Source organism: Flavobacterium sp. KS-LB2 (assembly GCF_036895565.1).
Classification (GTDB): Bacteria; Bacteroidota; Bacteroidia; order Flavobacteriales; family Flavobacteriaceae; genus Flavobacterium.
In genome coordinates this window covers 2,047,952-2,070,811 of the sequence record NZ_CP145904.1, presented here as the reverse complement: position 1 = coordinate 2,070,811, position 22,860 = coordinate 2,047,952, and the positions used below count along the sequence as shown (strand labels likewise).

The following is a 22,860-nucleotide window of genomic DNA, read 5'->3' as shown; positions in this document are numbered from 1 at the left end:
AATATATGTTTTGTAACTAGTATTTTTTATGTTGTACTAGATGTTATTTTTTTATCTCGTTTAGTCAATAAATAATGGATTTGACTTTTTTTAGTTTTCAGTGGCAGGACTCAATTCGAGTTTAAAAGTGGAACATGGAAGTCCTGCTTCATTCACTAAATTGGCTTTAGTGAAAGGTTTCCATGCATATAAAACTGTTTTTATTTTTTCATCTTTCGGGATAATAATTAATACTTGGTTTTTCACGATAGTTGCTTTGGTTTGGATGTGAATTCCCTTGTCGTTTACTATTTCAAAGCCAATTAGTTTTTTTTTGTCTGAAGTAGATAATTGTTTTGCAAAAGCAAATGAAACTATAATGTTTTCTCCTTGCTGTATGGCATTTAAAACAACAGGACCATTCGCTAGTATAGCTTTTCCATAGGTGTAACGCAAGGCCAAAAGTGCTAAACGATCGGCGACTTCTTTTTTCTTAATGGGATGCACATTTATAGAATCGCCATAATCCATACTAATTGCCATATGGCTATTTGGTATTTTGTTTTGCAATCTGTTTTGCATATCTCTGAATGCGGGCCAAGTTGGTCGATCTATACTTGATAATTGAACATAATAGAAGGGTAGGTTAGTGTCCCAAGCTTTGCGCCAACTTCCGACTAATTTTGGCATGAGATGTTCATATAAGTCAACATTATGGGCATTGCTTTCACCCTGGTACCAAATCACGCCTTTTATTGGAAATTTTGTAAAGGCTTCCACTCCAGCTTCAAAATTGTAACAAGGATCATAGGGATGACGTTGTTTAACATTTTCAGCATTTTTCAAATTTACATTGGCACGTTCTCTGACCCATGGCATGATGAAATCCGATTTACGCCAGTTGGTTAATACATCAACTACTTTATCGTCGTGTTCCAAGGTGTATCTGTCAATCCAAGATTCTATTGGTGATCCGCCAACGGCAACTTGAATTAAACCCACAGGTACATTTTCTTCATGGGCAATGTTTTTACCAAAGTAATAAGCAATGGCCGAGAAATCTTTGGTACTTGTTGAATCACATACTGACCAATTTCCAGAAAAGAACTGTAGCTGATTGGTTTTTAACAAAGTAGCAGCATCCCAAGCCGTTTCATCAGTTTCACGAATCGGTTTGGCATTAAATAATCGGATAGTAGTATTAGCGATTGTTTTTTTTACTTCTGCCGAACCATTTTCTGAATTTTGAAGCTGAAATGCCATATTGGATTGTCCGGAACAAAACCAAACATCCCCAACCAGAATATTTTTCAAAGCAATTTTTGCTTCCTTAGATTGAATAGTCATTTCATAAGGTCCGCCTTGTGTCATGGCAGGGAAAATAATTTTCCATTTTCCATATTCGTCGGCAATGACGTTCTTTTTTTGTTGTTTAAAAGTTACTTCTATGGTATCACCTCCATTAGCTGTTCCATAAACTGGAATAGTTTGATTGCGTTGCAAAACCATATTGTCGGTGAAAACAGCTGCTAATTTTAATCTTTCATAATTTTGAGTGATGTTTTCATAAACGGTTTTGGCCAGAATAGTTGCTCCTTCTTTCGTTGGATGTAAAGCATCAGGAAAAAGATCGGGACGATGGTATAACTTTTCATGCAAATCAATTAAACCAACTTGATTTGCTTTTGCAATGTTGGGGATATGAGATTGAATTTGCCAAAACCAATCTCTGGTTCCCGATTTAAACCGAGGATGCTCATTAAATATGGGAGTTAATCGACAGATGTAAATTTTGACTGCCGGATTTTGTTTTTTTAAGATGTCTATTAACCAAGTGTAATCTGCATCAAATTCGGCATTGTAATTCGGCCAATTTCGTGGATCTGTATCATTTAATCCCAAATGAATAATTGCAATATCAGGTCTGTATGCAATAGCATCAGCACATTCCTTGGTTTTGAAGTATGGGGTGCTTCCTTTTTTCAAAAGTGTTGCTCCACTATATCCAAAATTTTTCACTTCATATTGTCCGCCCATCAAGATTTGAAGTTGCGAAGGATAGGATTCATTTGTAGCATCAGACAAGAGATAACCCGCTGTAACGGAATCTCCAATACAAGCTACCTTGAGTTTTGTTTTTTGTGCAAATGACTCAAAATGAATGATTATTGAAATCAAAAAGACTACTAAAAATAGATTCCTTTTCATTGTGTTCATGTTTTTTTTTCAGAAATTATTAAAAATGGGCATAAATTATCCGCAAGGCGGAACACTAGCTTCCGCCTTAACAGATAAAAACCAAAAACCAACTTAAAACAAATTTTGAACTTAGTAAAAGATACTAGTGTATTTTAGGCATCGACAAAATCATTCACTTTTGGACGCAGAAAACTGATTTGAACTACTAATGCAATTATAACAACTCCTGCCATCAAAGCAAAACCCGAGCCTAAAGTCCCACTATCCGAGGATTTACCTAAAAGCGAAGTTACTAATGCACCACAACCAACTCCAGTCATATTTAGAACGCCATAGGCCGTTGCCCGGTGTTTTGAAGAAACAAACTGACATATAATAGGCATGTTATTCGCATCAAACATTCCGTATCCAATACCGAAGCAAAGTGCAGCACCTACCACATTGAATAAGGAATCTCCAAAACCAATTAGCAACAAAGCTGGAATCGTTAAACTCAGACCAATCGCGCTAGTATAAACCCTACCTTTTATATTTTTTTGAACCCACTTATCTGATAAAATACCACCGAAAATCACTCCTAATAAAGATGAAAAGGAGATGGCGATAGTTGCTATAGGACCTGCCTCTTCCATTGGAATTCCTAAGTTTTCTGAAAATAGGGTAGGCAACCAGTTTTTTGTAGCCCAGCCTGGTAAACTTATTATGGCAAAATAGAATAAGATAACCCAGAAAGAGATGTTAGTAAATAATAAAGCTAAGCCTTTAAAGAGCGATTTTTTTTCATTTGTTACTATCAAATCAGAATCAGTAGTTTTTATTTGACCAATTTTTTTCTCTCTTAAAAAGAAAGCCAAAGCAAAAGCATAAAAAACGCCAATTATTCCAAAATAATGAAAAGTAGTATGCCAAGAATAAGTAGCTGCGATGGTAGCTCCAAAACCTCCTAATGCAGAACCCACATAAAGTCCAGTCATATGAATACCAATGGCAAGAGATCTTGTTTTTTGCTGATGGTAATCGGCTATAAGTGATAAACCTGCTGGAATATACAGCGCTTCACTTACTCCCATCAAAGCTCTTAACCAATATACCTGATTGTAAGTTGTTGCATATCCCATTGCATACGTTACTGCTGACCACACAAATAAACTACCTACAATTAGCCATTTTCTGTTTAATTTGTCAGCTATAATACCAGATATAGGGCTCATTAAAGCATAAATCCAAAGAAATATTGCCATTAATCGTCCAAAGTTTTCACCAGATACTAATTCAGGAATATCTGTTTCCATTGAAGGACGCATTGTTGCCAGCATTTGTCTGTCCATATAGTTTAGCAATGCGACGATCCATAGTAAGCCTACAACAATCCAAGGATAATATTTTGATTCTTTCATGTTTAAATTTGCTTTATTTTCAAGTTTTATCTGCTATTTTGGGGAAGAAATAATAGATTAAACTATTTACTTTTATTTTTTAATTGTGCCCAACATTATTGCAGGGGTGCGAACTCCTGGTTTTATTTCTCCATTTGATAGGATTATTTTTTTATCCCAAATAAGAGCCGGAGTCGTAACCTGAGGCAGAAAAGGTAATTCACCCACTTTTGACCATTGGTCTGTTAGTGTGTTGTATAATAAAATTCCATTATAGAATCCGGGATGATTTATTACTAACTTATTTTTCTCAGCGATGAGGTTTTCTTTCTGTACAGGAGATTCTGCTTGGGTAATTTGGGATAAATAGGTTTCAATTTTATTAAAAATAATACCATTATCTCCACCAACAATTAAAATAGAGTGCGATCCAACAGCTACTCCAGCTCCAGCTGAAAAGTTTGTACTTTTTTTCCCATCCGAGATTGTTGCGGCACTCTCCCAACTTTGTTTCTTTATATTAAAAACAAAAGTGGTATTGTGTAAATCGCTTATTCCTGAAGGTGTTTTTGTTCTTCCTCCTAAAACATAAATGTTAGTTCCATTTTTTCCTTTTTGTGCAATTACTACTGCATTGGCTAAAGCCAAAGGTAATTTGGGTAATGTTTTCCACGCTGGTTTTGTATCATTTAAATCTAGACTTGTAAAAAAGTCAGAAGATTGTTTTGCCTCATCACCGCCAACTGCATAGACTACATTGCCAATGTGGGTCAGCGCTATATTTGCTATTGTTAAAGGGAAATCTGGTAACGATTTTATTTCAACTTCTTTCAGGTCTGCATTCCATTTTAAGAGATACGATTTATTAGAAAGCCCATTTTCATTTTCGCCACCTACATATACTACGCCTAAATCTGTGGATGTACTTCCACAGTAAGCGATAGCTTCTGGTAGTACACTTTTTACATCTTTAATCCAAGTAAATTGATCTTTGCATTTTTGTAATACGTGAATCACTTTTGAATAGCTTTTTTTTCCTCCTTCCCAAGGCATTTTATCAGGAAAATTTGCACCACCAGTTACAAGAAAAATATCATTACTTAGTCCGTTTATAGCTCCTGCGAAGCCTAGAGAAAGAGTTCCGTCTTCATTTTGTAATTGGGCTGCCGTTTTCCATTCGATGTGGCTTACATCTGTTTTTTGAGAAAATGCATCAGTTGTTGACATAATAAGGGATATAAAAATTAAGGAAAAAATAGATTTGTTCATAGTGCTTGTTTTGAAATTGGCGAACTAGCTATTTTGATTTGAAATCTTCAAAATTTAGACTTTCTACATCTTTTTTAAATAATTCAAATTGGTCAGCACTCATGTTTTTGACAGGTAATCTAAATTCACCTAAATCCAATCCTACCACTTTCATGTACGCTTTTCCTACAGAGATTCCGCCGTATTTCCCTAATAAGCGAATCATATTAATGGCCTTTTGCTGTAAAGCACGTGCTTTAACTAAATTATTGGCATTGAACGCATCAATTAAATCATAATACAATGGCGCAGCATAATTGAAAGTACTTCCTACAGCACCTTTGGCTCCTAAAACTAATGCGGATAACATATTTTCGTCACGTCCCCAAAGCATGTCGAATTTCCCATTTTCATAGCTCATACAACTTTGGAAATCCATGAAATCTTCATGTGTATATTTTACACCTGCAAAGTTTGGAAGTTTTCCGTCTAGGGCTTGAATTAAATCAAACATTGGAAAATTCACACCTGTTAATACTGGAATATGATAGTAATAAAAAGGCATGTTCGGTACTTCTTTTCCTACTTCAATACAAATTTGTGCTAACACATCAACATTTGCTGGTTTGAAATAAAAAGGTCCTGTTAAAGAAACAGCATATAAACCTATTTCATAAGCATGTTTAGCCAATTCGATACAATCTGCAAGACAGGTACCAGCTAAAAATGCCATTACTTTAAAATCGGCATCATGATTACTACAATCAGCCCAAGCTTGAGCAACCGCTTTCTTTTCTGCTACTGTTGTAGAAACTCCTTCTCCTGTTGAACCATTTATAAAAGCGCCTGTTACTCCATTTTGTTTTAGAAAAGAATAGTAATCAGGAATTAGACTAACATCTAATTTTCCATTGCTATCAAAGGGTGTAAAAGGCGCTGAAATAAGTCCTTGTAAGTGTTGAATTTTCATGAGGTATTTTTTTAAATTGTCTTTTATTTATGGTTTTTAAATAGACCGGGAACTTAAATATTCCCGGTTTACTATTTAAATTGTATTTCATAAATCCAATTTTTTTATGGATTCTGAGTAATTTTTGGATTGAAGTTAATCGTGTTTTGCGATATAGGGAATAATACTTTTTTTCCTGCCATTGAAGGAACTAAATTTGTTTTGTTAAAGCGTACTAAATCCCACCATGCTTTACCTTCAAATGCTAATTCTTTTAAACGTTCGTTTAAAATAATATCATTATTGGCTGCTTGGCTACCATTTGTAAATGATGCAGAAGCATCAGCTCTTTGCATTACCAGATTCATTTCAGCAGTTGGATCTTGGCCTAAAGCATTTTTAATTTCTGCTTTCATTAACAAAATATCCGCCCAACGATATATAATTACATCGCTCACAAATCTTCTGATTGCTCCATCTACAGTTCCATTGTATTTCACTAATCCAGTTACAACCGGTGTAGTTCCGTTCATCAATGTTAAATAAGTTGCTGCTTTTCTAGTATCAGTTGAAGCAAAATTAAATCGTGTAATATCAGGTTGTACTCTCGAAATACCAGCATTACCAGCACCTGTACCTAAAGTTCCAAAAGTTGCAGTAGCCGTTGCAGCACTTAGCGGTGCAAAATCAGCAGGTCCTACAAACATAAAAGAATTCCAGTTGTCTGATAGGGAAGAAGGTACGTCAGTAACAGAATAGCGGACTGCAAAAAGCACTTCATTATTTCCTTTATTTGTATAAGCAAAAACATCTTTAAAATTAGGCAATAAAGCGGGTCCTGCAGGAATAGCATTAATTGCTGCTAAGGCTGTATTTAAATCAGTATTTCCGCCACCTAGTTGTTTGGCTGTCCATAAATTTACATCCGCCTTTAATGCATTTACAGAAGCCAATGACAATTGTGTTTTATTATTGGTTGCATCTGGGAAATTAGCAAGAGCTGATTCGATATCTGCTTTTATAAAAGTAAATACTTCTTCTATAGTGTTACGAGGAATAATATATTCAGCTTGATTGGTATTTTCTGTAGGTGTTGTCACAATTGGTACTCCACCCCAAGAACGTGCCATAATGAAATAAGCTAAAGCACGCATTGAATAGGCTTGGGCAATGTATCTCTTTTGCTCATTTAGTGTTGTAGGACTAAATTGAATTCCAGGAACATATTTCAAAACTAAATTTGCCTGATGAATTACGGTATACAAACCAGCCCAATCCACATCAATATTTTGTGCAGTTAAGTTATTGTTATAGTAATTTGCTAAAGTTAGAGGAGATTGAACACCACTAGTAATTTCAGCACTTCTTGCTCCTCCCAACAAATAGTAATTCTGTTGGGTTTGAGTTCTAAAGTTAAAGTACATACCGTTTACGCCTGCTTTAGCATCATCTTCTGTTTTCCAAAAATTAGCAGCAGTGATTACACTTTCAGATTTTAGATCTAAATCATCCTGACACGAGTTCAGTACTATAAAACCTGTAAAAAGCATTGTATATAATAGAATTTTCTTTTTCATGATATTTATTGTTAAAATTTACAAACCAATATTTAAACCTAGTATAATGTTTCTAGGAACAGGATAAGTTCCTTTAGCTCCTGAATCAAGTAATCCAAGACTAGAACCTCCGTCAATACCTTGAACTTCTGGATTTAAACCACTGTATTTGGTGAAATAGTATAAGTTACTTCCTGTAAGATAGACACGTATGTTTGTCAATCTTATTTTTTCGATCATTGATTTTGGAAGAGTATAACTGATGGTAACTTCTCTTAAACATAGGTAATCTCCACTTTCGTAATAACGACTATTTCCTTGAAACATATTGTTGTTATAACTAGCGCCACTTGCTTCAGATCTAAATAAGTTGTTTTGGTTGGTTTGATCAGCCCAACGGTAACGAGGAACATTAGTTATGTCTCCTTCTTTTTGCCAAGATTGTAAGCTTTCAGCCAATAATCCGTAATTACCTTGAAATTGACCTACAAAACGTGCTCTCGCTTCATTATAAATTGTAGCTCCAAGTGAGTAATCAGTTCTAACGGCTAACGAAAATCCTTTGTACTCAGCATTTAAATTAAAACCACCTGTGAATTTTGGAAACATATTACCCATGAAGGTTCTATCTCTACTATCTATTACGCCATTATTATCTGTATCTTCAAACACAGCATCACCAGCGAATTTCTTTCCTGTTGGATTACCTCCAGTAAGACCTGTTTTTGTAACATAATTATCATGTACTAACAGGTTGTATGCATCTGCCTCTGCTTGAGTAGAAAGAATGTATAATTGTTTGTGGGCATAAAAATCACCAATTTTGTTGCCTTCTTGTAATCCTCCAACATATTTATAGCTTCCGCTAGATTTATCCCAGATCTCAGTTCCTCCAATTCGGTTATTTGTATTGCCATTAAATGGAAGTTTCTCGATAACGTTTGTATTGTGAGAGATATTAGCTCCAAAGTTAATTTTCAAATCGTTTTGATTGTAAACATTGGCATTCAATTCTAATTCAAATCCTTTACTTCTCAATCCTCCCAAGTTCGTTAGAACAGTAGAGAAACCACTATTAGAAGGAAGCGTTAAGTTTGTTAATAAATCAGAAGTTAATTTATTGTAAAAATCTCCAATTAATCTAATTCTATCTTGATTAAAACCTAAATCAAAACCAGCATTAAAAGTTTGAGATTGTTCCCATTTTAAACCTGGGTTTGCGATTTGAGAGTTGATAATTGCTGATTGACCATTATAACTATTAGCGAATCCGTTAGCAGATCCAGAATATAATCCACCTGCTTGGAAATCACCCAAAGTACCTAAGTTTCCGTTTACCCCATAACTTCCACGAAGTTTTAAAGAAGAAACGGCTTCAGGCATCACTGACCAAAATTTCTCTTCCTGTGCATTCCAACCCACAGATAATCCAGGGAAAAAGCCATACTTATTGTCCGGTCCTAAACTAGAAGCACCATCATATCTAAATGAAGCTGTTGCAAAATACTTGCTTTTATAATCGTAATTTACACGACCAAAAACACTATTCAATATTAATCTTGTGTTGTTACTATATACTGAAACCGGTATTGGTGAAGAATCTAAAGTCTGTGCTAGGTCAGAAGGACTTCCTTTTCCAGATGCATTAAAGGTTTTTATGCTTCTGTCAAATTTAGATGCACCAAGTTTTGCTTGAAAGTCTCCTATAGTTTCTAAATTTTTAACGTAAGTAAAAACTCCTTCGTATTGATATTGAGTAATTTGATTACTTAATCTAGTGGCTGTACGAGTATTGTCAACTAAACCATTATTACCACTTAAGAAAGCTTGTTGGAAAGTATTATCGTTTTCATTTTCATTATACAGCGATAAAGAGGGAGTAAACGTTAAATCAGTAGTAAGTTTTAGATCACCATCAACACTCATTTGTAATTTATTATTCTCATTAATTCCCTTCATTTTACCCATTTGGTATAATGGATTTCCATTAATGTTATTCTGCCCAGGAGCTAATGTGCCATCCTCTAAATAGAGTTTAGTTGTTGGAGAATTACCTAAGTATCTATTAAAAACAACACTGCTGGCTACTACTTGGTTATTGCTTGATTTAGAATATAACACTCTACCATTTAAGGTAAAGTTATCGGCTACTTGCAAGGAAGCGTTTAATTTACTTGTAAAACGTTGGTATCCAGTAAATATAGTGATACCATCTCCTTTTAAATAACCTAAACTTAAATCGAATACACCTTTATCACTACCTCCACTAAAACCTAAAGTATGATTTTGGGTAATTGCGTTTTTAAATAAAACATCATTCCAATTTGTGCTTTTATACATAATTGTATTGTTAGCATTTAATGGATCAACAATTTCTTGCCATCCTTTGGCTTGTAAGCCTTGAATTGTTGTAGCTGATAAATTTGATTTCAATAAAGTGGCAAATGGTGTATTTGATAATAAATTATTACCTGTACCAGCGGGCGTTGCCCCAGTTAATTGTCCTAATCTGGCAATACCAGTAGTTGTAGTAAGTCCTGCTATTTCGGCAGCATTATACAAACCTAAGCGTTGTAGTCTAATATAGTCCCCGCCATCTAAAAAGTCATATTTTTTTCCGATTTGACTATTTTGAGTAGAAACATTATAAGTGATTTTAGTCACGCCAGCTTTACCAGTCGATGTGGTAACAATAATAACCCCATTTGAAGCTCTGGCACCATAAATGGAGGTTGCCGCAGCATCTTTTAATACTTGTAAAGATGCAATATCAGAAGAGTTAATATCATCAATTTGTGTTCTAATAACTCCATCGACAATATACATTGGTGTTGCTCCTGCTGGATTATCAATAGAAGTTCCTCCACGAACTAAAATATTTGATGCTTTTCCAGGTTGTCCAGAAGAAGTACGTACTACTAAACCCGTAACGTTTCCTTGTAATGCTTGTGTTACGTTAGAATAAGGAACATTTTCTAATACTTTTTTATCTAGTTTAGAAACTGAAGTACTTAAGGTTCTTCTATTTTGGGAACCATAACCAACAACAATTACTTCATTCATTTGTTGTCCGACTTCTTTAAGTACAATGCTTAGCGGTGAGTTTCCAATAGTCACTTCTTGCTCTTGAAGACCTATATAGGATACCACTAGGGTTGTAACTGTATCCGGTACTTCAATAGTAAAATTACCATCAAAATCGGTTTGTGTTGAAATAGTAGTGCCTTTAGCAATAATATTTACTCCAGGTAAAGATTCTCCTTTTTCATCAGTTACCTTTCCTGTAATTTTCTTTTGGATTAGGCCTAATTTGTTTTCTTCTTTTGTAACGATACTTTGTTGTTCTAAAAAAACAACAGTCTTTGAAGCAACTGAAGCCGATGCTTGTGCAGTAAAAGCTACTAGAAATAAGGATGTTAATTTCATTGCTTTCCCTAGGGAAGGGCTGAGCCAATAATTTTTCGGCTTGCTTTTTGGTAATAAATACATACTTTTGTAATGGTTAGGTTAATAATTATTCTTCCTTCTTGGTTTATTTATTTGTTTTCCAACTACAATTCTTTTTATTAAGAACCAGCCAGCAATGTTTCCAGCATCTGCTGGCTTTTTTATGGAGACAAATGAATATTGTATAAAAAAGGGCATTCCCAATTTTGTAATTTTATAGGTTAGCAATCTTAAAATCTTGCTTTATTTTAGAAGATTAATCATCATTATCAAAAAGATTTCAATAGAGACAATAATACAGTCAAAATACATTTAGAGATAATAATCTTAAAAGACTTATCTCTTTTTGCAATAGTAATTTTCACGTTTTTTTATTGAATAAAAGTTTTTTCTTGCCCCCTTTTAGCAGAGAAAGTAGAAAAATTATTAAAAAAACAATTTTAAATCCGAATTGTTTTCCGCTTTATTTATTATCACGTTGTAAATATATAAATAAATTTAATAAATACAATGTAATTATTAAATAAATTTAATAATTGAAATTAAGAAGTATTTCTAGATGTTTATTAATGGAGATAACATCTTTTCTTTAATAACGCAACAAGCCCCAATAACTCCCGCACGACGGCCTAAAGTTGATTTTTTAAGTTTCATATCCCGGTTAACTAAACCTAAGGAATATTTTTTTAATGAAGACTGAATAGGTAAAAGAGCGTATTCTCCTAATTGTGCAAAATCACCGCCAATTACCAATAGATCGGGATTGAAGATATTAAGTAGAATAGACAAATAGCGTCCCATTTTCTCACTTTGCCTTGTTACTAAATCGACACACAAAGTATCTTCTAAGTTGATAGCACCAGAAATAATGGCATGGTGCTGCAAAGCTGAAGAACTTTGATCAAGAACTACTTTTGACTGTTTCCCCTCTTTTAAAGCGGCCTTGAACTGGTTTACTAAGGACCAACCAGAAATTTCAGTCTCTAGACATCCGAGTTTGCCGCACTGACACATAATTTCATTATTAAAGATCGTACTGTGGCCAAATTCACCCGAATAACCAGATTTTCCATAATAAAGTTTGCCATCAGTAATCATTCCTATTGCCACACCCCAACTGTAATTTACAAATATTATATTTTGTTCATCATCAACAACACCTTCGCAATATTCCCCAAAAGTCATTGCTCTTGTATCATTTTCTAAGTGAACTGGGAGTTCTAATTGATCCGAAATAATTTCTGTCAATGGTCTGTTTTCACTAAAGAAATAATTGTAGCTAAATCCTTCCATTGAATTAATACGACCTGAAAAGTTAATACAAACTCCCACAATCATTTTTTTTTCAACTGAACTGTCTTCTATAAACGAATTTATCAAATTACAGAATTCCAAAAGCGACTCTTGTGTGTTTTCTAAAACAAAAGCAGTTCCTAGTTCGATACTAACAAACTCATTTTTAATATTTTGTAACCCAATAGACATGCTGGCTATATTGACTTCTACCCCTAAAAAGTAAGCGCAAGTTGGATTGATGCTGTAGAGAGAAGGTCGTCTTCCGCCACTATTAGAGACTTTTCCAAGATCTACCACATAGCCTTCTGATAATAATTCGTTGACAGCTTTGGTTACCGTTGGAACACTAGATTGTAGTTCAGAACTTAATTCTGCTATTGTAGCATTGCCAGCAGATAGTAATCTTTTTACGATTGCTTGTCTTAGCATATGCCACTTTTGTCCAGAAAGACTTTTGTCTGTACTACTGTCTAATAAATCTTTTAAGCTCATCTTGTTATATTATATTGTAATTACTTAGGTGGTATTCTATTACAAACTTAGTGTTAATATTTAATAATTATTGCTATATAATAAATAAATTTAATTTATTTGTAATAAAATAACTCATTGGCTTTTAGGATTTTAGTGTTATTCTTTTTGTGTTTTAATTTTATGATATTTAAATATTATAAAGCTTTCAATCTAAGTTTTATTGACTAATAAGGTATATTCTATGGGTACCAATTCTTTGATTTTATTGTTGTGGTCTTGTAAGATAGGGATGAGGGTTCTTTGACGTTCTTCGATACCTAGTAATTTGTTTTTGAAAACTTCAAGTGTCAGCAATTCGTTTTTGTGAATTAATTCCATCTGAATGTCAAATATTTTTGATTTCATCAAATTAAGGTATTTATTTAATGAACGGGCTTCCTCTGAGGTTCCTTTCATTTTTGACAATTCGGTTGACCATTTTGCTGCATCAATGAATTCCTTTGAACTGAATTCCATTCGTTTTCCATCCATAGTCAATCTAATATAGATTGGTAATTGACCTGAAGTGTTGGCTTTGGTGCTTTTAGTATAAAAGTGTAATGTGATTTTTGTTTTCATGGTGGTGACCTTTTAATTATTTACTCAATTTAAATTTCTTAAGAATACCAAACAAGATGTTTAAATAGTGAACCAGTCGTTGAACTGGTTATAAAACATAATGTTTGCAGGCTTTAAGGAGATTTAGCGAGACCCTAATTGTTGCATTTGTTAGGGTCTAGATTTAGTCTCTTTAAGGATGAGATTAGATGAATAATTTGAATATGTAGTAAAAGCAAAAAACCCGTAAATCATAAGATTTACGGGGTTTTGATACCACTTGTTTTTCTACTGGCGGAGAAAGAGGGATTCTCTATTGTTGTTTATTAAAAAGCTAATTAGTTGATTGTTAATTTTTTGCAAGTATTTTAAAAATTGATTTTATAAGATTCTGTTCACTTTTTGTTCATTGCAAAATCGAATGGTTTTATTCAAATTTTATTTCTTAAATAGTACGTTGCTGTTAATATTATTCGATTTTTTTTAGAGTGATTCTCGGAAGAAGAGCTACTCTAAATCTTCTTTATCAGTTAGTTCTTCATATACGTTCAAGAGTTTCAGATGATGTTCTTTTAATCTTAACATTTCTTCATGATGATCACAGGATTGATTTATTTTTTTTGATACAAGAATTATTTTTTTTAACTCATTTATTTGTTCTTGTATTTCACTCGACGATTCAGTTTTGTTTTCTATCTCAATATTACATAGATCTTTATTGTTTATTGATGGACTAATGACTTGTGGAGTTGGAGTCCCAATTGAATCAAGATATGAGATTATTTCATTTAGTGTGCTTTCATGAGGGTTTTTTACAGTTCCATTTAAAATCCTTAAAATTCCTGCTTCAGTTAAATTAGTATTCCTAGATAAGTGGTAAGCAGATAAGTCTAATGCACTCACAAAATCTAGTATATAAATTAGCTTCTGTTTTTTATTGGATTTAATTAATTTCTTCATACTATATTTATTTTTTAATAAATGCTATACAAATATGTTTATTTTACTATATTTGTATAGTAATAATTAATATGCGAACATTTTTATGAATAATAACACCAAAAATATAGTAAATATTCCTAGTGGGAATATTTTAAATGAAAATATTTCCATTTTGAATATTTCAAACAGAGAAAAAGTTACAGTTCTTCGTTTTGAAGCCTATGCAAAATGTGCGACAGTGTTGAGAGAGTATTTTTATTTAGGATTTAAATCTTATGAAGCTTTTAGAACAATAGTAATTTTTTACTATCCAGATATAAATTCTCTAAAGCTTAAAAAATTTTGGAATTGTTTACTCCTGGATAAAGAAGTTGCTGTTTGCGTAGAAAGTGTTCTTGAAATTTTAAAAAAGAAATAGTGAAAGATTATGCAAAAAACTATAACCATTTCAATTGAAAAATATAATGTCTTGCGGGAGACGTTTGAGCAGGCTATTGTAATTATTGATAGTCTTGGTAATGTTAAGGGGGATGCTGTACCAGGCAAAGCCCTTAAATTACCTTCAAAGGAAACGAAGGCTGAAAAGATTAATAAATATAAAGAGATGATTTCAAGTGGCACTAGGGCAACTAAACCAAAGTATTTGAAGAAGTAGATAATGCTTTTTAAAAATTATCGCTTTTCATAATGAAGTCGTGCCTGTGGATACTAATAATACATGCTTTTAGTCGCAAGCTGATCAATACAAAAATAATTTTAATGGAGTATAGTTTTAATGTTGAAGATGCAAGTAATTATGGCGTTGATTGTGCTGTAATGATTAAGAATATTGATTTCTGGATTAGTAAAAATCAAGCTAACAACAAGCATTTTTACAATGGGAAATTTTGGACTTATAATTCAAACAAAGCATTTTTGACATTGTTTCCTTTTTGGACAGAAAATCGAGTAAGATATATCATTAAAAAATTAAGTGATATGAATGTAATTGAGATTGGGAACTTTAACAAAAATTCTTTCGATAGGACAAATTGGTATACTTTTTCAGACGAATATTTAAAGGAAAAGGGGGCTTCTAAAAGGAACGGCTCGATGTCTAAAAAACCACAAATGGAAGCTAAAAAATGCACAAATGGATTAGTAGAAATTCCTATATGTATAATAGGAACAGATAATAAACCAGATATAAACACAAATAGAGAAGATGCTATCACCTTTTTTATGAACGATTCTCCCTTGGAATGGGGAATGTTTCTAACGAGATTTAGGAACGAGTTTTCTAATCAGGAGTTTGAAAAATTCAAAGAAGTATTCAATTGTAAAGTTGATGAGGAGTCATTAGAATTTACTTTAAAAAAAATAAAAGCAAGATTGACAAGATTTACAATTAATTATCTCGACAATCTTAAAGGAGATAAAAATAGAAAGCCAACGACTGACGAATCTAAACCTGCTTATATGCAAAAACCTTTAAGTTAATGGAATCTCAAGCCAAAGAATTTAGAAAAAATGATTCAAATCGAGTAATCGAACTTGAAAAGGGGAAATTACTACCACACGCAATTGATATTGAGGAGGCAGTTCTTGGAGCAATGATGATTTCAATGAATGGTGCTCACGAGTGTCTGTTAATTTTAAAAAGCCCTGAAGTTTTTTACAAAATTGAAAATGTAAGTATTTTTAAATCCATTCAGAAATTATATCAAGAAGGAGCTCCTATTGATTTACTTTCTGTTTCTTCTAGCCTACGTACAATGGGCTTGCTAAATTCAATTGGGGGAGATATTTATTTGATTGAGCTTACACAAAAGATATCCTCGTCAGCTCATATTGAATTTCATTGTAGAATATTAATACAATATTACATAAGACGAAAAATGATTTTTGATAATGCTGAATTATCTGCATTAGCTTATGATGTGGAGAAGGATATATTTGAATTGATGGCTCATGCTGAAAGGAATATTGGTTCACTTAGAGAACAAACTTCGACCGGTGTTTCAGATTTATCAATGAAAGAAGGATTAACTAGAATTGGAAAACGAATTGAGGTTTTAACATTAAAAAAAAGTAATGAATTATCAGGTTGTTTTACTGGTTTCAAAAAACTAGATGCAATTACTAATGGTTGGCAAAATTCTGATTTAATTGTTATCGGCGCACGTCCTGGAATGGGTAAAACGAGCTTAGTTCTTAAAACAATGCTCGAAAATATAAAACAAAATATACCTGTAGGCTTTATATCATGTGAAATGAGTTCAGAGCAATTAATGACAAGATTGGTTGCTTGTAATAGTAATTTTGATTTGAATCAATTATTAAGAACAGGATTCAATGAAAGTATTTATTTTGAAGAGTTCATCATTTTAAAAGGCAAAATGGAGAAATATCCAGCATACTTTGATGACCAATCATCTGATGTTTATGATGTTATTGCAAAAATACGTTTCTGGCATAGGAAATTTGGGATTAGAATGGTAATTATCGATTATTTGCAACTAATGAGTTGTAAATTATTAAATAAAAATAGTATTAGAGAGCAAGAAATAGCTACGATTACTAGATCCTTGAAACGATTAGCAAAGGAATTAAATATTCCCATTATAGTGCTTTCTCAATTAGGTAGGGATGTTGAAAATAGATCTGATAGGAGACCTTTACTGAAAGATTTACGCGAATCTGGAGCAATTGAACAAGATGCCGATTTAGTTGCTTTTATTTATCGTCCTTCATATTATGGAATTGAACTTGATGATGCAATGTTGAGACAAGGAGCAAATACAGAGTTCATAATTGCAAAACATCGAAATGGATCTTTAGATAGAAAAGGATTATTTTTTGATGAAAGCAAAACAAAATTTACAGATCCTCAAGACAATAATGAAAGTTATTAGTTCCAAATCAAATACAATTTCTAATAAGTGTATCTCGTATTGACAAATGGAGTAGTGCTGCTGTGTTTAGAAAAGCAAGTAGGACAGGGGCGGAAAAACCCCTATCCTACTTGCTCTGCGAGGCCAAGCCTTGTAAACAAGGCAATTTGTACAAAATATATTTATACTCTTTTATAGCGAAAATATAAATAACAACTTAACTAATTGATTTACAATTATAAAAAATATAATTATGACCAAAAAAAGCATTTTGATTGAGGAAAAACCACATAAGGAGCTTGCGAAGTTATCTGAAAGTTTAAGGTTAAATTATGGTACTTTAGTTGAAGAAATGATCTACTATTTTAAAAAAACAGGCATTAATCCAAAAGATGCTGTGAACAAAGATCCTTCGGCAATGGTTTCTGCTTTGGATAAAAGAATTGTTTCTTTTTTAAAAGTTCAAGAGCGGGACATTTTGAAACCTTTAAGGCAAGATGTTTTTGATTATCAAAATTCGCAAAAAATAGAAATTGATAAATTAAAGGATTTAATTGTAAAACAAATAAATAAGAACTCAGAGAACATTGGTGCTACTGAAAAAAAATATTTAGAGTTCTTAAATAAAATAAACAATACTGATAGTGACAGAACCAAACTTGTTAATGCTGAATTACAAAAAACCCAAAAAGCTTTAGTAATTCTTTGCCGATTATTAGATGACAAAAATAAATCGGGAGCAATTGACAAAATTAAAACGCTGTTTTCATAATGCCGATTTCTAAACCGCACAGTTCACTTGGAGCAGACAATAAAGGTAGTTGTTCAAATCTGGCTTTGTATTTAGAAAAAGAAAATCAATACTTAGATATGAGTATAAGAAAGTCTACTTCTAGCGAAGAAGCTTTACAGTTGGAGAGCCGAAAACAAGGATTCTTTAATGCATTAAAGACAAACATTAGTACAATTGAGGTTATAAGTTCCATTGACGCAAATAAAAAGAAACTAGGAGCAAATGATTCTAAATATTTCGCACCTACCATTTCTTTTAGCAAGAACGAACTCCAACACATTGCTTTTTTAGCATCTGGAAAAAATAATGTAAAAAGTGTTTGGGATCTATCGTTGATGGAATTAGAAGAGTATAACAGGCTCATAACAGATTTTGGAAGAAAAGTAATGGACAATTACGCTTTAAACTTCAATCGACAAGACAAAGGAGTTCAAACCGGGGCTGATTTGGTTTATTTTGGAAAGATTGAGCATTTTAGAAAATTTAAAGGTACTGATAAGGAAGTAGCTGATAAGAGTGTAAAGTCAGGCACATTTAAACAAGGTCTTCAATCGCATATACACGTTATTGTATCACGGAAAGATAAGACACAAAAATTGAAATTAAGTCCTACTTGTAATGAAAAACTAACCAATAGAACTATTGGTGACAATGAATATCAAGTGGGATTTGATCGAGTAAAGTGGATTGATATGAATGAAAAAACATTTGATGAACATTTTAAATACCAGCGCAAAGAGCTTGAAAAATTTAAAAATCAAAATATCTTTAAAAATGGCAGTCCTCAAGAGAAATACGATTTAAATAAATTAATTAAATCCAATCAAACGAATTTCGAAGCAGCTATTGATAAGCATCAACTATGGAAAACCATAACAATGGTTCAAGATCCTGCGGGCTTAAAGGAAAAAACAACTCAAACATTAAATGATTTCCCAAATGATGAAATAGTGACCCAAGAAAGCACTTCTGAGTTTGAAAATTGCGCAATTGCTGACGCTGATAAAAAGAAGAAGAGAAAGAGTATCAGCACTAACAGAGAAACATAATCAAATTTTTAAAACCCATGCCAAAAATAATTTTAATCACGCACCAAAAAGGAGGTGTAGGCAAGAGCACTCTTGCCTTTAACCTCAGTCAGAATATAGCTAAAAGCTCAAAAGTTGCGGTAGTCGATTTCGACTTACAAGGAAGTTTGAGCCAATTAACAGAGATCATCACTAGTTTCAGTATTATTCCATTTGTCGAGGATATAAATACTATTTTAAACCTGGATTATGATTTTGTTTTTATCGATACTCCTCCTTACTTATCCAATCAATTACCAAAATTAATCAGCATAGCAGATCTGATACTTGTTCCAACTAAAGCCGGAATTCTGGATTTGTTGGCTATTAAAAGCACTTTAAAACTTATTGAACACGAACATAAAACTGATGCTACTCTTGTTGTATTCAATATGATTAAGCCCAACACTACATTAACCCTAGATATTTTAATAGGATTAGAAGAATATGAAGTACCCATTGCAAAAACGCAAATCAGTGATTTAGTTGCTTTTACGAGATCCGTTGTTTTACAAGGAGTTACAAATGACAGAAATGCCCAACGTCAGTTAGACCAGCTGACAAAAGAAATATTACTCTTGTTACTATAATTGTAGTAAGCTACAATTATAGTAACATATAAATCTATAAACATATAAATCTATAATTATGGAATCAGAAAGCATGAATGACTTGATAAATAAAGTAAAGTCTAACAATCAACAAAACAAAATTCAAAAAATTGTTCCTATTGTTACCAAAGAAATAGAAGAAGTCCAATTTTCTTTTTACATTGAGAAAGAGCTCTACAAAAAATTAAAATTAAAAGCTTTTCAAAATGAAATCAGTATGAAAGAAATCGTGAATAATGCATTAAGAAATTCACTTGATTAAGTTCAAAAAAATAGCTTATTTTACATTATTAAATCCAAGGATTTAATTTGAGACTTTTAACAAAAAAAAATGCCTATTCTGTATAGATAATTACTTAAAATATAATAACTCAAAGTGTTTAGCTTTTGAATTAGTACTATAAAATCGCCAAATTATAATAGCACCCTAATATCAAAACTAAGACGCCCATGCCTAGCGTGGGCTGTTCTTATTTGGTGTGCTGGTGTTTGGCGATACCTATAGTGCTAATAAGTAACAGTTCCACGCTTTTTTAATAACACTACATGGAAGATCAAAACACAAAAATCGCCAATCTTAAGGTGTACATTTCTGAAAACTGCTCAGAAACAGAGAAAGAAATTATCAAATATTATTGGAAGTTCAAGGAAAATGAAATTTTACATTATCCAAAACAAGTAGCATTAACTTTTGGCATTGGTTTAACTGAATTAAAAAAAATTATAGGAACCCATAGCGAATTATCCTTTGATTTCTTATGCGAGCATTGTAACAGGTATGAAATGCAAACAATTAATAGTATTACTAGATACATTGAAATTATAAAAGTAAAAAGACAAAGGAACTCCCATTCAGGTTTTAAATGTGCACATTGTAAACAACTTGAGGAAAAAAAATTGATTCAAGAAAAAAAAGAAGCGCAAAAAAAATTAAAGCAAAAATTTGAGCAAGCTATTGAAACCAAAAATTGGAATAACCTGACCAATTTTGAAAGAGAGGTATTAATTAGCTCCCTTGGAATGAATTTTACAGAACTAGGTAAAAAATATTGGGATCAGCTCGGCAAAGAATCCTATATCAGATTAATAAGAGCCTTAGAAAAAATTGCTAATGAAAATCTTATTCTACTTTTTAGAAATGCTCCTCACAATTATATCTATGCCTATGAACATTTAAGTTATTTGACAGAATTCAAAGATGAAATCAAACCACCGAAAAAAATTAGACCAAGTCATGTTCAAAATGATGTTGACACAAATGAATTAAAATTTAAGTTGACTATCAATGAAAATCAACACCATCCTGATAGTCCTTTGCACGCTGGAACAGTTACCTTCAAAGAACGTATCGTTATTGAACCTGGAGTGGAGTACATCTTTGGATTATGGAATCGAGCAAACGAAAATCTCTATCTAACAATGACACCATTAGAAAACTTAGAAAAAACTCCACAAACAAAAAGAATCAGCAGCCAACCTAAATCTATAAGACAAGTTATGATTGATTATTTAAATAATTTAGGCGCAGATTAATAAATACAGGTAACTCTTATTGCTAATTGATAGTTCAAAATACTATTATAGAGAACTATATTTCTATAAAATTTTTTAAATTTTTTCTTACATTTAAAATTAATAATTATTTTAATTTATTTGCTATGATTACAATTGACGACAAACTATACATAACCAAAGAAGTAAACAACATAGTGGTTAATTATTCAAAGAATGTAGTGCTCCGAAAATTATTAACTCACTTTAGTTTTACAATTTACGAGGAGAAACAAAATGTTTCAGACTTAATTGTTGCTGTAAATTTTTATTTAGGAGACTTACCCGATTACGAGCAACAACATGATATGATGCTTTTAATTATTGATTTTTTAAATGCTTGTACTAAAGAGGAACTCACTTCGCTATATTTCTGGTTATTGAATGAAAAATACATGGAATACTACGATAATTTTAAAGTTGATTTAAAAGATTCAGATGATTACATTGAGCGCCTTAATTATAAATTTGGTAGAGAATTAGCATACAAACTGTACAATCCAGAATCTACAGAACTAAGGGAAGAACTGCGTAAGGAATTACAAAATTTACTGATTGGATTTGCCTCAGAGTTTGATTTTTCATTGGTTAATGAATCTTCAATTCTTGAAATAGTAGAAATGATAGATAGATATTGTGATTAAATACATCTAATTAGTACTAGAAACTTTATTAATTTTGAAAGAGAAATATATAAATCTACATTTAGATAAAACTATAAATCGATTGTAGTTTGCACCACCAGAGCCGTCTTGCCTTGTTTTTATAATGATCAAAAAAGAAATCTTTTACTTGAAAATTAGGTACCAACCTTACCCTAATTACTATTTTATTGAAATTGTATAAAATTGTTAATAAAATGTTCAGTATATTGCACTTTATTGCGATGGCTTTACTATTTTTGTTCAGTACAATAAGAGATAATCTACGTAAAAGGATTAATTATGAAACCAATTGAAAAAGGACAGATCGTGAAATTTCATACACCATTACCAGAAGAAAACCCAAGTCAGTTGTATGTCGTTTTGGAGGTAATTACAGATGATGAAAGACCTAGAGCAGATATTCAAGCTTTGAATACGGGATTATCTTTTCCTCCAATTAACACAGTTCGTTTAGGTGATTTAGAAGTAGTAGAAGTCGATACGAATGATTTAATTGGTCACAAAGTAACCATCAATAAATCTGACTATTCTCAAGTGGAAGGAAGAGTGATCAAAGTGAGTGAACAAAAAGTAGAAGTTAATATTTCTAACGGAGTTCATGGTGTCGAAACGAATGTTTGGCTTACGGTGGTTGATTATGATGGTGTAGAGCACTTAGGAACCTTGTTTGTCAATCTAGAGTAAAGAATCATAAGAGAGCAAAATTAAAAAGATAGTATTATGAGTATAAACATTAGCGAAGAAGAAAAACTAAAACATCCATATTATAAACTAATGAAATTGAGAGGAGAAGCTTTGGAAACAGAATTAAATTCTTGGTCTAGGTTAGATTTAATAGAATGGTTGTGTTGGAATGACCGAAATGGTGTTTATAAAGATGAGGATTCGATGAGAGAGTTTGACAATATTCTTGGTAAAGTAGAAGCTATTGAAATTATTACACGACAAATAACAGAAGCATAAAAAATGATAAACAGTGACGCTCAAATAAATGAGAATTCAATGGAAGGTTACCTCCACGACTGTCGCTTAAAGATAGGGGAATCAATTCGGGAAATCCGAGAAAAAAAAGGATATAATCAAGAACAATTAGCCGGAATTATGAAAGTAAGTAGAACAACTATTTCTAAAATTGAAAGTGGAAAATTCAATTGTAGTATAGATTACCTATCAAAGTTTTCTTGGTTTTTAGGATTTGAATTTGAAATTTATGAACGAAAAAATATTAAATAATTAG

Annotated in this window: 23 protein-coding genes; 13 read left to right on the top strand and 10 right to left on the bottom strand. The window is 32.3% G+C overall.

What is annotated here, in order from left to right; translation table 11 throughout:
* Positions 1-90 precede the first annotated feature (90 nt).
* The 10 genes from V5J73_RS08800 to V5J73_RS08755 all read right to left on the bottom strand — a co-directional run bounded on the left by V5J73_RS08800 (position 91) and on the right by V5J73_RS08755 (position 14,081).
* Entirely contained in the window at positions 91-2,187 is a 2,097-nt protein-coding gene (locus tag V5J73_RS08800; RefSeq protein ID WP_338645087.1) for a GDSL-type esterase/lipase family protein, read from the bottom strand.
* A 143-nt stretch (positions 2,188-2,330) separates the two neighbouring features.
* Positions 2,331-3,575 (bottom strand): MFS transporter, encoded by a 1,245-nt coding sequence (locus tag V5J73_RS08795; RefSeq protein ID WP_338645085.1) that lies wholly within the window; start codon positions 3,573-3,575, stop codon positions 2,331-2,333.
* A 72-nt stretch (positions 3,576-3,647) separates the two neighbouring features.
* Positions 3,648-4,823 carry a galactose oxidase gene (locus V5J73_RS08790; protein WP_338645083.1) on the bottom strand — a complete coding sequence of 392 codons (1,176 nt, stop codon included), beginning with the start codon at positions 4,821-4,823 and terminating at the stop codon, positions 3,648-3,650.
* 28 nt (positions 4,824-4,851) lie between these two features.
* Positions 4,852-5,772: a dihydrodipicolinate synthase family protein gene (locus V5J73_RS08785; protein WP_338645081.1), complete on the bottom strand. Its 921-nt coding sequence runs from the start codon at positions 5,770-5,772 to the stop codon at positions 4,852-4,854.
* Positions 5,773-5,876: 104 nt separating this feature from the next.
* Complete coding sequence (locus V5J73_RS08780; protein WP_338645080.1) at positions 5,877-7,328, bottom strand: RagB/SusD family nutrient uptake outer membrane protein; 1,452 nt, start codon at positions 7,326-7,328, stop codon at positions 5,877-5,879.
* Positions 7,329-7,346: 18 nt separating this feature from the next.
* Positions 7,347-10,733 carry a SusC/RagA family TonB-linked outer membrane protein gene (locus V5J73_RS08775; RefSeq protein ID WP_338645078.1) on the bottom strand — a complete coding sequence of 1,129 codons (3,387 nt, stop codon included), beginning with the start codon at positions 10,731-10,733 and terminating at the stop codon, positions 7,347-7,349.
* Positions 10,734-10,814: 81 nt separating this feature from the next.
* Positions 10,815-10,952 (bottom strand): hypothetical protein, encoded by a 138-nt coding sequence (locus V5J73_RS08770; protein WP_338645077.1) that lies wholly within the window; start codon positions 10,950-10,952, stop codon positions 10,815-10,817.
* A gap of 357 nt (positions 10,953-11,309) precedes the next feature.
* Positions 11,310-12,542 carry an ROK family transcriptional regulator gene (locus V5J73_RS08765; RefSeq protein WP_338645075.1) on the bottom strand — a complete coding sequence of 411 codons (1,233 nt, stop codon included), beginning with the start codon at positions 12,540-12,542 and terminating at the stop codon, positions 11,310-11,312.
* 192 nt (positions 12,543-12,734) lie between these two features.
* Entirely contained in the window at positions 12,735-13,142 is a 408-nt protein-coding gene (locus tag V5J73_RS08760) for an Arm DNA-binding domain-containing protein (RefSeq protein ID WP_338645073.1), read from the bottom strand.
* A 486-nt stretch (positions 13,143-13,628) separates the two neighbouring features.
* Positions 13,629-14,081 (bottom strand): hypothetical protein, encoded by a 453-nt coding sequence (locus V5J73_RS08755; RefSeq protein WP_338645071.1) that lies wholly within the window; start codon positions 14,079-14,081, stop codon positions 13,629-13,631.
* Positions 14,082-14,166: 85 nt separating this feature from the next.
* On the opposite strand from V5J73_RS08755, the gene V5J73_RS08750 reads away from it, so the two are divergent.
* From V5J73_RS08750 to V5J73_RS08690, 13 genes are all read left to right on the top strand, one after another.
* Complete coding sequence (locus V5J73_RS08750) at positions 14,167-14,481, top strand: hypothetical protein (RefSeq protein ID WP_338645069.1); 315 nt, start codon at positions 14,167-14,169, stop codon at positions 14,479-14,481.
* Between the two features lie 9 nt (positions 14,482-14,490).
* Positions 14,491-14,718 (top strand): hypothetical protein, encoded by a 228-nt coding sequence (locus V5J73_RS08745; protein WP_338645067.1) that lies wholly within the window; start codon positions 14,491-14,493, stop codon positions 14,716-14,718.
* A gap of 104 nt (positions 14,719-14,822) precedes the next feature.
* A complete protein-coding gene (locus V5J73_RS08740) occupies positions 14,823-15,542 on the top strand; it encodes a hypothetical protein (RefSeq protein WP_338645065.1) in 720 nt (239 codons plus the stop codon).
* The gene (dnaB, locus tag V5J73_RS08735; RefSeq protein ID WP_338645063.1) at positions 15,542-16,957 is read left to right on the top strand and encodes a replicative DNA helicase; all 1,416 of its coding nucleotides are present in this window, start codon (positions 15,542-15,544) and stop codon (positions 16,955-16,957) included. The genes V5J73_RS08740 and dnaB overlap by 1 nt, the downstream gene beginning before the upstream one ends.
* A 232-nt stretch (positions 16,958-17,189) precedes the next feature.
* The gene (locus V5J73_RS08730; RefSeq protein ID WP_338645061.1) at positions 17,190-17,708 is read left to right on the top strand and encodes a BfmA/BtgA family mobilization protein; all 519 of its coding nucleotides are present in this window, start codon (positions 17,190-17,192) and stop codon (positions 17,706-17,708) included.
* Positions 17,708-18,778, top strand: a complete 1,071-nt coding sequence (locus tag V5J73_RS08725; protein WP_338645059.1) for a DUF5712 family protein — start codon at positions 17,708-17,710, stop codon at positions 18,776-18,778. The genes V5J73_RS08730 and V5J73_RS08725 overlap by 1 nt, the downstream gene beginning before the upstream one ends.
* 17 nt (positions 18,779-18,795) lie before the next feature.
* Positions 18,796-19,386, top strand: coding sequence for a ParA family protein (locus V5J73_RS08720; protein WP_338645058.1), 591 nt, complete (start codon positions 18,796-18,798; stop codon positions 19,384-19,386).
* Between the two features lie 58 nt (positions 19,387-19,444).
* Positions 19,445-19,669, top strand: coding sequence for a hypothetical protein (locus V5J73_RS08715; protein WP_338645055.1), 225 nt, complete (start codon positions 19,445-19,447; stop codon positions 19,667-19,669).
* A gap of 284 nt (positions 19,670-19,953) precedes the next feature.
* On the top strand, positions 19,954-20,940 hold the full coding sequence (locus tag V5J73_RS08710) for a hypothetical protein (protein WP_338645053.1): 987 nt from the start codon (positions 19,954-19,956) through the stop codon (positions 20,938-20,940).
* A 125-nt stretch (positions 20,941-21,065) separates the two neighbouring features.
* The gene (locus tag V5J73_RS08705) at positions 21,066-21,602 is read left to right on the top strand and encodes a hypothetical protein (RefSeq protein ID WP_338645051.1); all 537 of its coding nucleotides are present in this window, start codon (positions 21,066-21,068) and stop codon (positions 21,600-21,602) included.
* Positions 21,603-21,902: 300 nt separating this feature from the next.
* Positions 21,903-22,307, top strand: a complete 405-nt coding sequence (locus V5J73_RS08700) for a hypothetical protein (protein WP_338645049.1) — start codon at positions 21,903-21,905, stop codon at positions 22,305-22,307.
* 36 nt (positions 22,308-22,343) lie between these two features.
* A complete protein-coding gene (locus V5J73_RS08695; RefSeq protein ID WP_338645047.1) occupies positions 22,344-22,586 on the top strand; it encodes a hypothetical protein in 243 nt (80 codons plus the stop codon).
* Positions 22,587-22,589: 3 nt separating this feature from the next.
* Positions 22,590-22,856 carry a helix-turn-helix transcriptional regulator gene (locus tag V5J73_RS08690; protein ID WP_338645046.1) on the top strand — a complete coding sequence of 89 codons (267 nt, stop codon included), beginning with the start codon at positions 22,590-22,592 and terminating at the stop codon, positions 22,854-22,856.
* Positions 22,857-22,860 lie beyond the last annotated feature (4 nt).

Excerpts from the sequence above, each read along its gene's own strand:
- V5J73_RS08705 (WP_338645051.1), top strand. The coding sequence starts at position 21,066 with ATGATTACAATTGACGACAAACTATACATAACCAAAGAAGTAAACAAC.
- V5J73_RS08800 (WP_338645087.1), bottom strand. The coding sequence starts at position 2,187 with ATGAAAAGGAATCTATTTTTAGTAGTCTTTTTGATTTCAATAATCATT.
- V5J73_RS08765 (WP_338645075.1), bottom strand. The coding sequence starts at position 12,542 with ATGAGCTTAAAAGATTTATTAGACAGTAGTACAGACAAAAGTCTTTCT.
- V5J73_RS08770 (WP_338645077.1), bottom strand. The coding sequence starts at position 10,952 with ATGCCCTTTTTTATACAATATTCATTTGTCTCCATAAAAAAGCCAGCA.
- V5J73_RS08780 (WP_338645080.1), bottom strand. The coding sequence starts at position 7,328 with ATGAAAAAGAAAATTCTATTATATACAATGCTTTTTACAGGTTTTATA.
- V5J73_RS08785 (WP_338645081.1), bottom strand. The coding sequence starts at position 5,772 with ATGAAAATTCAACACTTACAAGGACTTATTTCAGCGCCTTTTACACCC.
- dnaB (WP_338645063.1), top strand. The coding sequence starts at position 15,542 with ATGGAATCTCAAGCCAAAGAATTTAGAAAAAATGATTCAAATCGAGTA.
- V5J73_RS08690 (WP_338645046.1), top strand. The coding sequence starts at position 22,590 with ATGATAAACAGTGACGCTCAAATAAATGAGAATTCAATGGAAGGTTAC.
- V5J73_RS08725 (WP_338645059.1), top strand. The coding sequence starts at position 17,708 with ATGCCGATTTCTAAACCGCACAGTTCACTTGGAGCAGACAATAAAGGT.
- V5J73_RS08710 (WP_338645053.1), top strand. The coding sequence starts at position 19,954 with ATGGAAGATCAAAACACAAAAATCGCCAATCTTAAGGTGTACATTTCT.
- V5J73_RS08715 (WP_338645055.1), top strand. The coding sequence starts at position 19,445 with ATGGAATCAGAAAGCATGAATGACTTGATAAATAAAGTAAAGTCTAAC.
- V5J73_RS08700 (WP_338645049.1), top strand. The coding sequence starts at position 21,903 with ATGAAACCAATTGAAAAAGGACAGATCGTGAAATTTCATACACCATTA.
- V5J73_RS08720 (WP_338645058.1), top strand. The coding sequence starts at position 18,796 with ATGCCAAAAATAATTTTAATCACGCACCAAAAAGGAGGTGTAGGCAAG.
- V5J73_RS08795 (WP_338645085.1), bottom strand. The coding sequence starts at position 3,575 with ATGAAAGAATCAAAATATTATCCTTGGATTGTTGTAGGCTTACTATGG.
- V5J73_RS08730 (WP_338645061.1), top strand. The coding sequence starts at position 17,190 with ATGACCAAAAAAAGCATTTTGATTGAGGAAAAACCACATAAGGAGCTT.
- V5J73_RS08775 (WP_338645078.1), bottom strand. The coding sequence starts at position 10,733 with ATGAAATTAACATCCTTATTTCTAGTAGCTTTTACTGCACAAGCATCG.
- V5J73_RS08745 (WP_338645067.1), top strand. The coding sequence starts at position 14,491 with ATGCAAAAAACTATAACCATTTCAATTGAAAAATATAATGTCTTGCGG.
- V5J73_RS08750 (WP_338645069.1), top strand. The coding sequence starts at position 14,167 with ATGAATAATAACACCAAAAATATAGTAAATATTCCTAGTGGGAATATT.
- V5J73_RS08760 (WP_338645073.1), bottom strand. The coding sequence starts at position 13,142 with ATGAAAACAAAAATCACATTACACTTTTATACTAAAAGCACCAAAGCC.
- V5J73_RS08755 (WP_338645071.1), bottom strand. The coding sequence starts at position 14,081 with ATGAAGAAATTAATTAAATCCAATAAAAAACAGAAGCTAATTTATATA.
- V5J73_RS08790 (WP_338645083.1), bottom strand. The coding sequence starts at position 4,823 with ATGAACAAATCTATTTTTTCCTTAATTTTTATATCCCTTATTATGTCA.
- V5J73_RS08740 (WP_338645065.1), top strand. The coding sequence starts at position 14,823 with ATGGAGTATAGTTTTAATGTTGAAGATGCAAGTAATTATGGCGTTGAT.
- V5J73_RS08695 (WP_338645047.1), top strand. The coding sequence starts at position 22,344 with ATGAGTATAAACATTAGCGAAGAAGAAAAACTAAAACATCCATATTAT.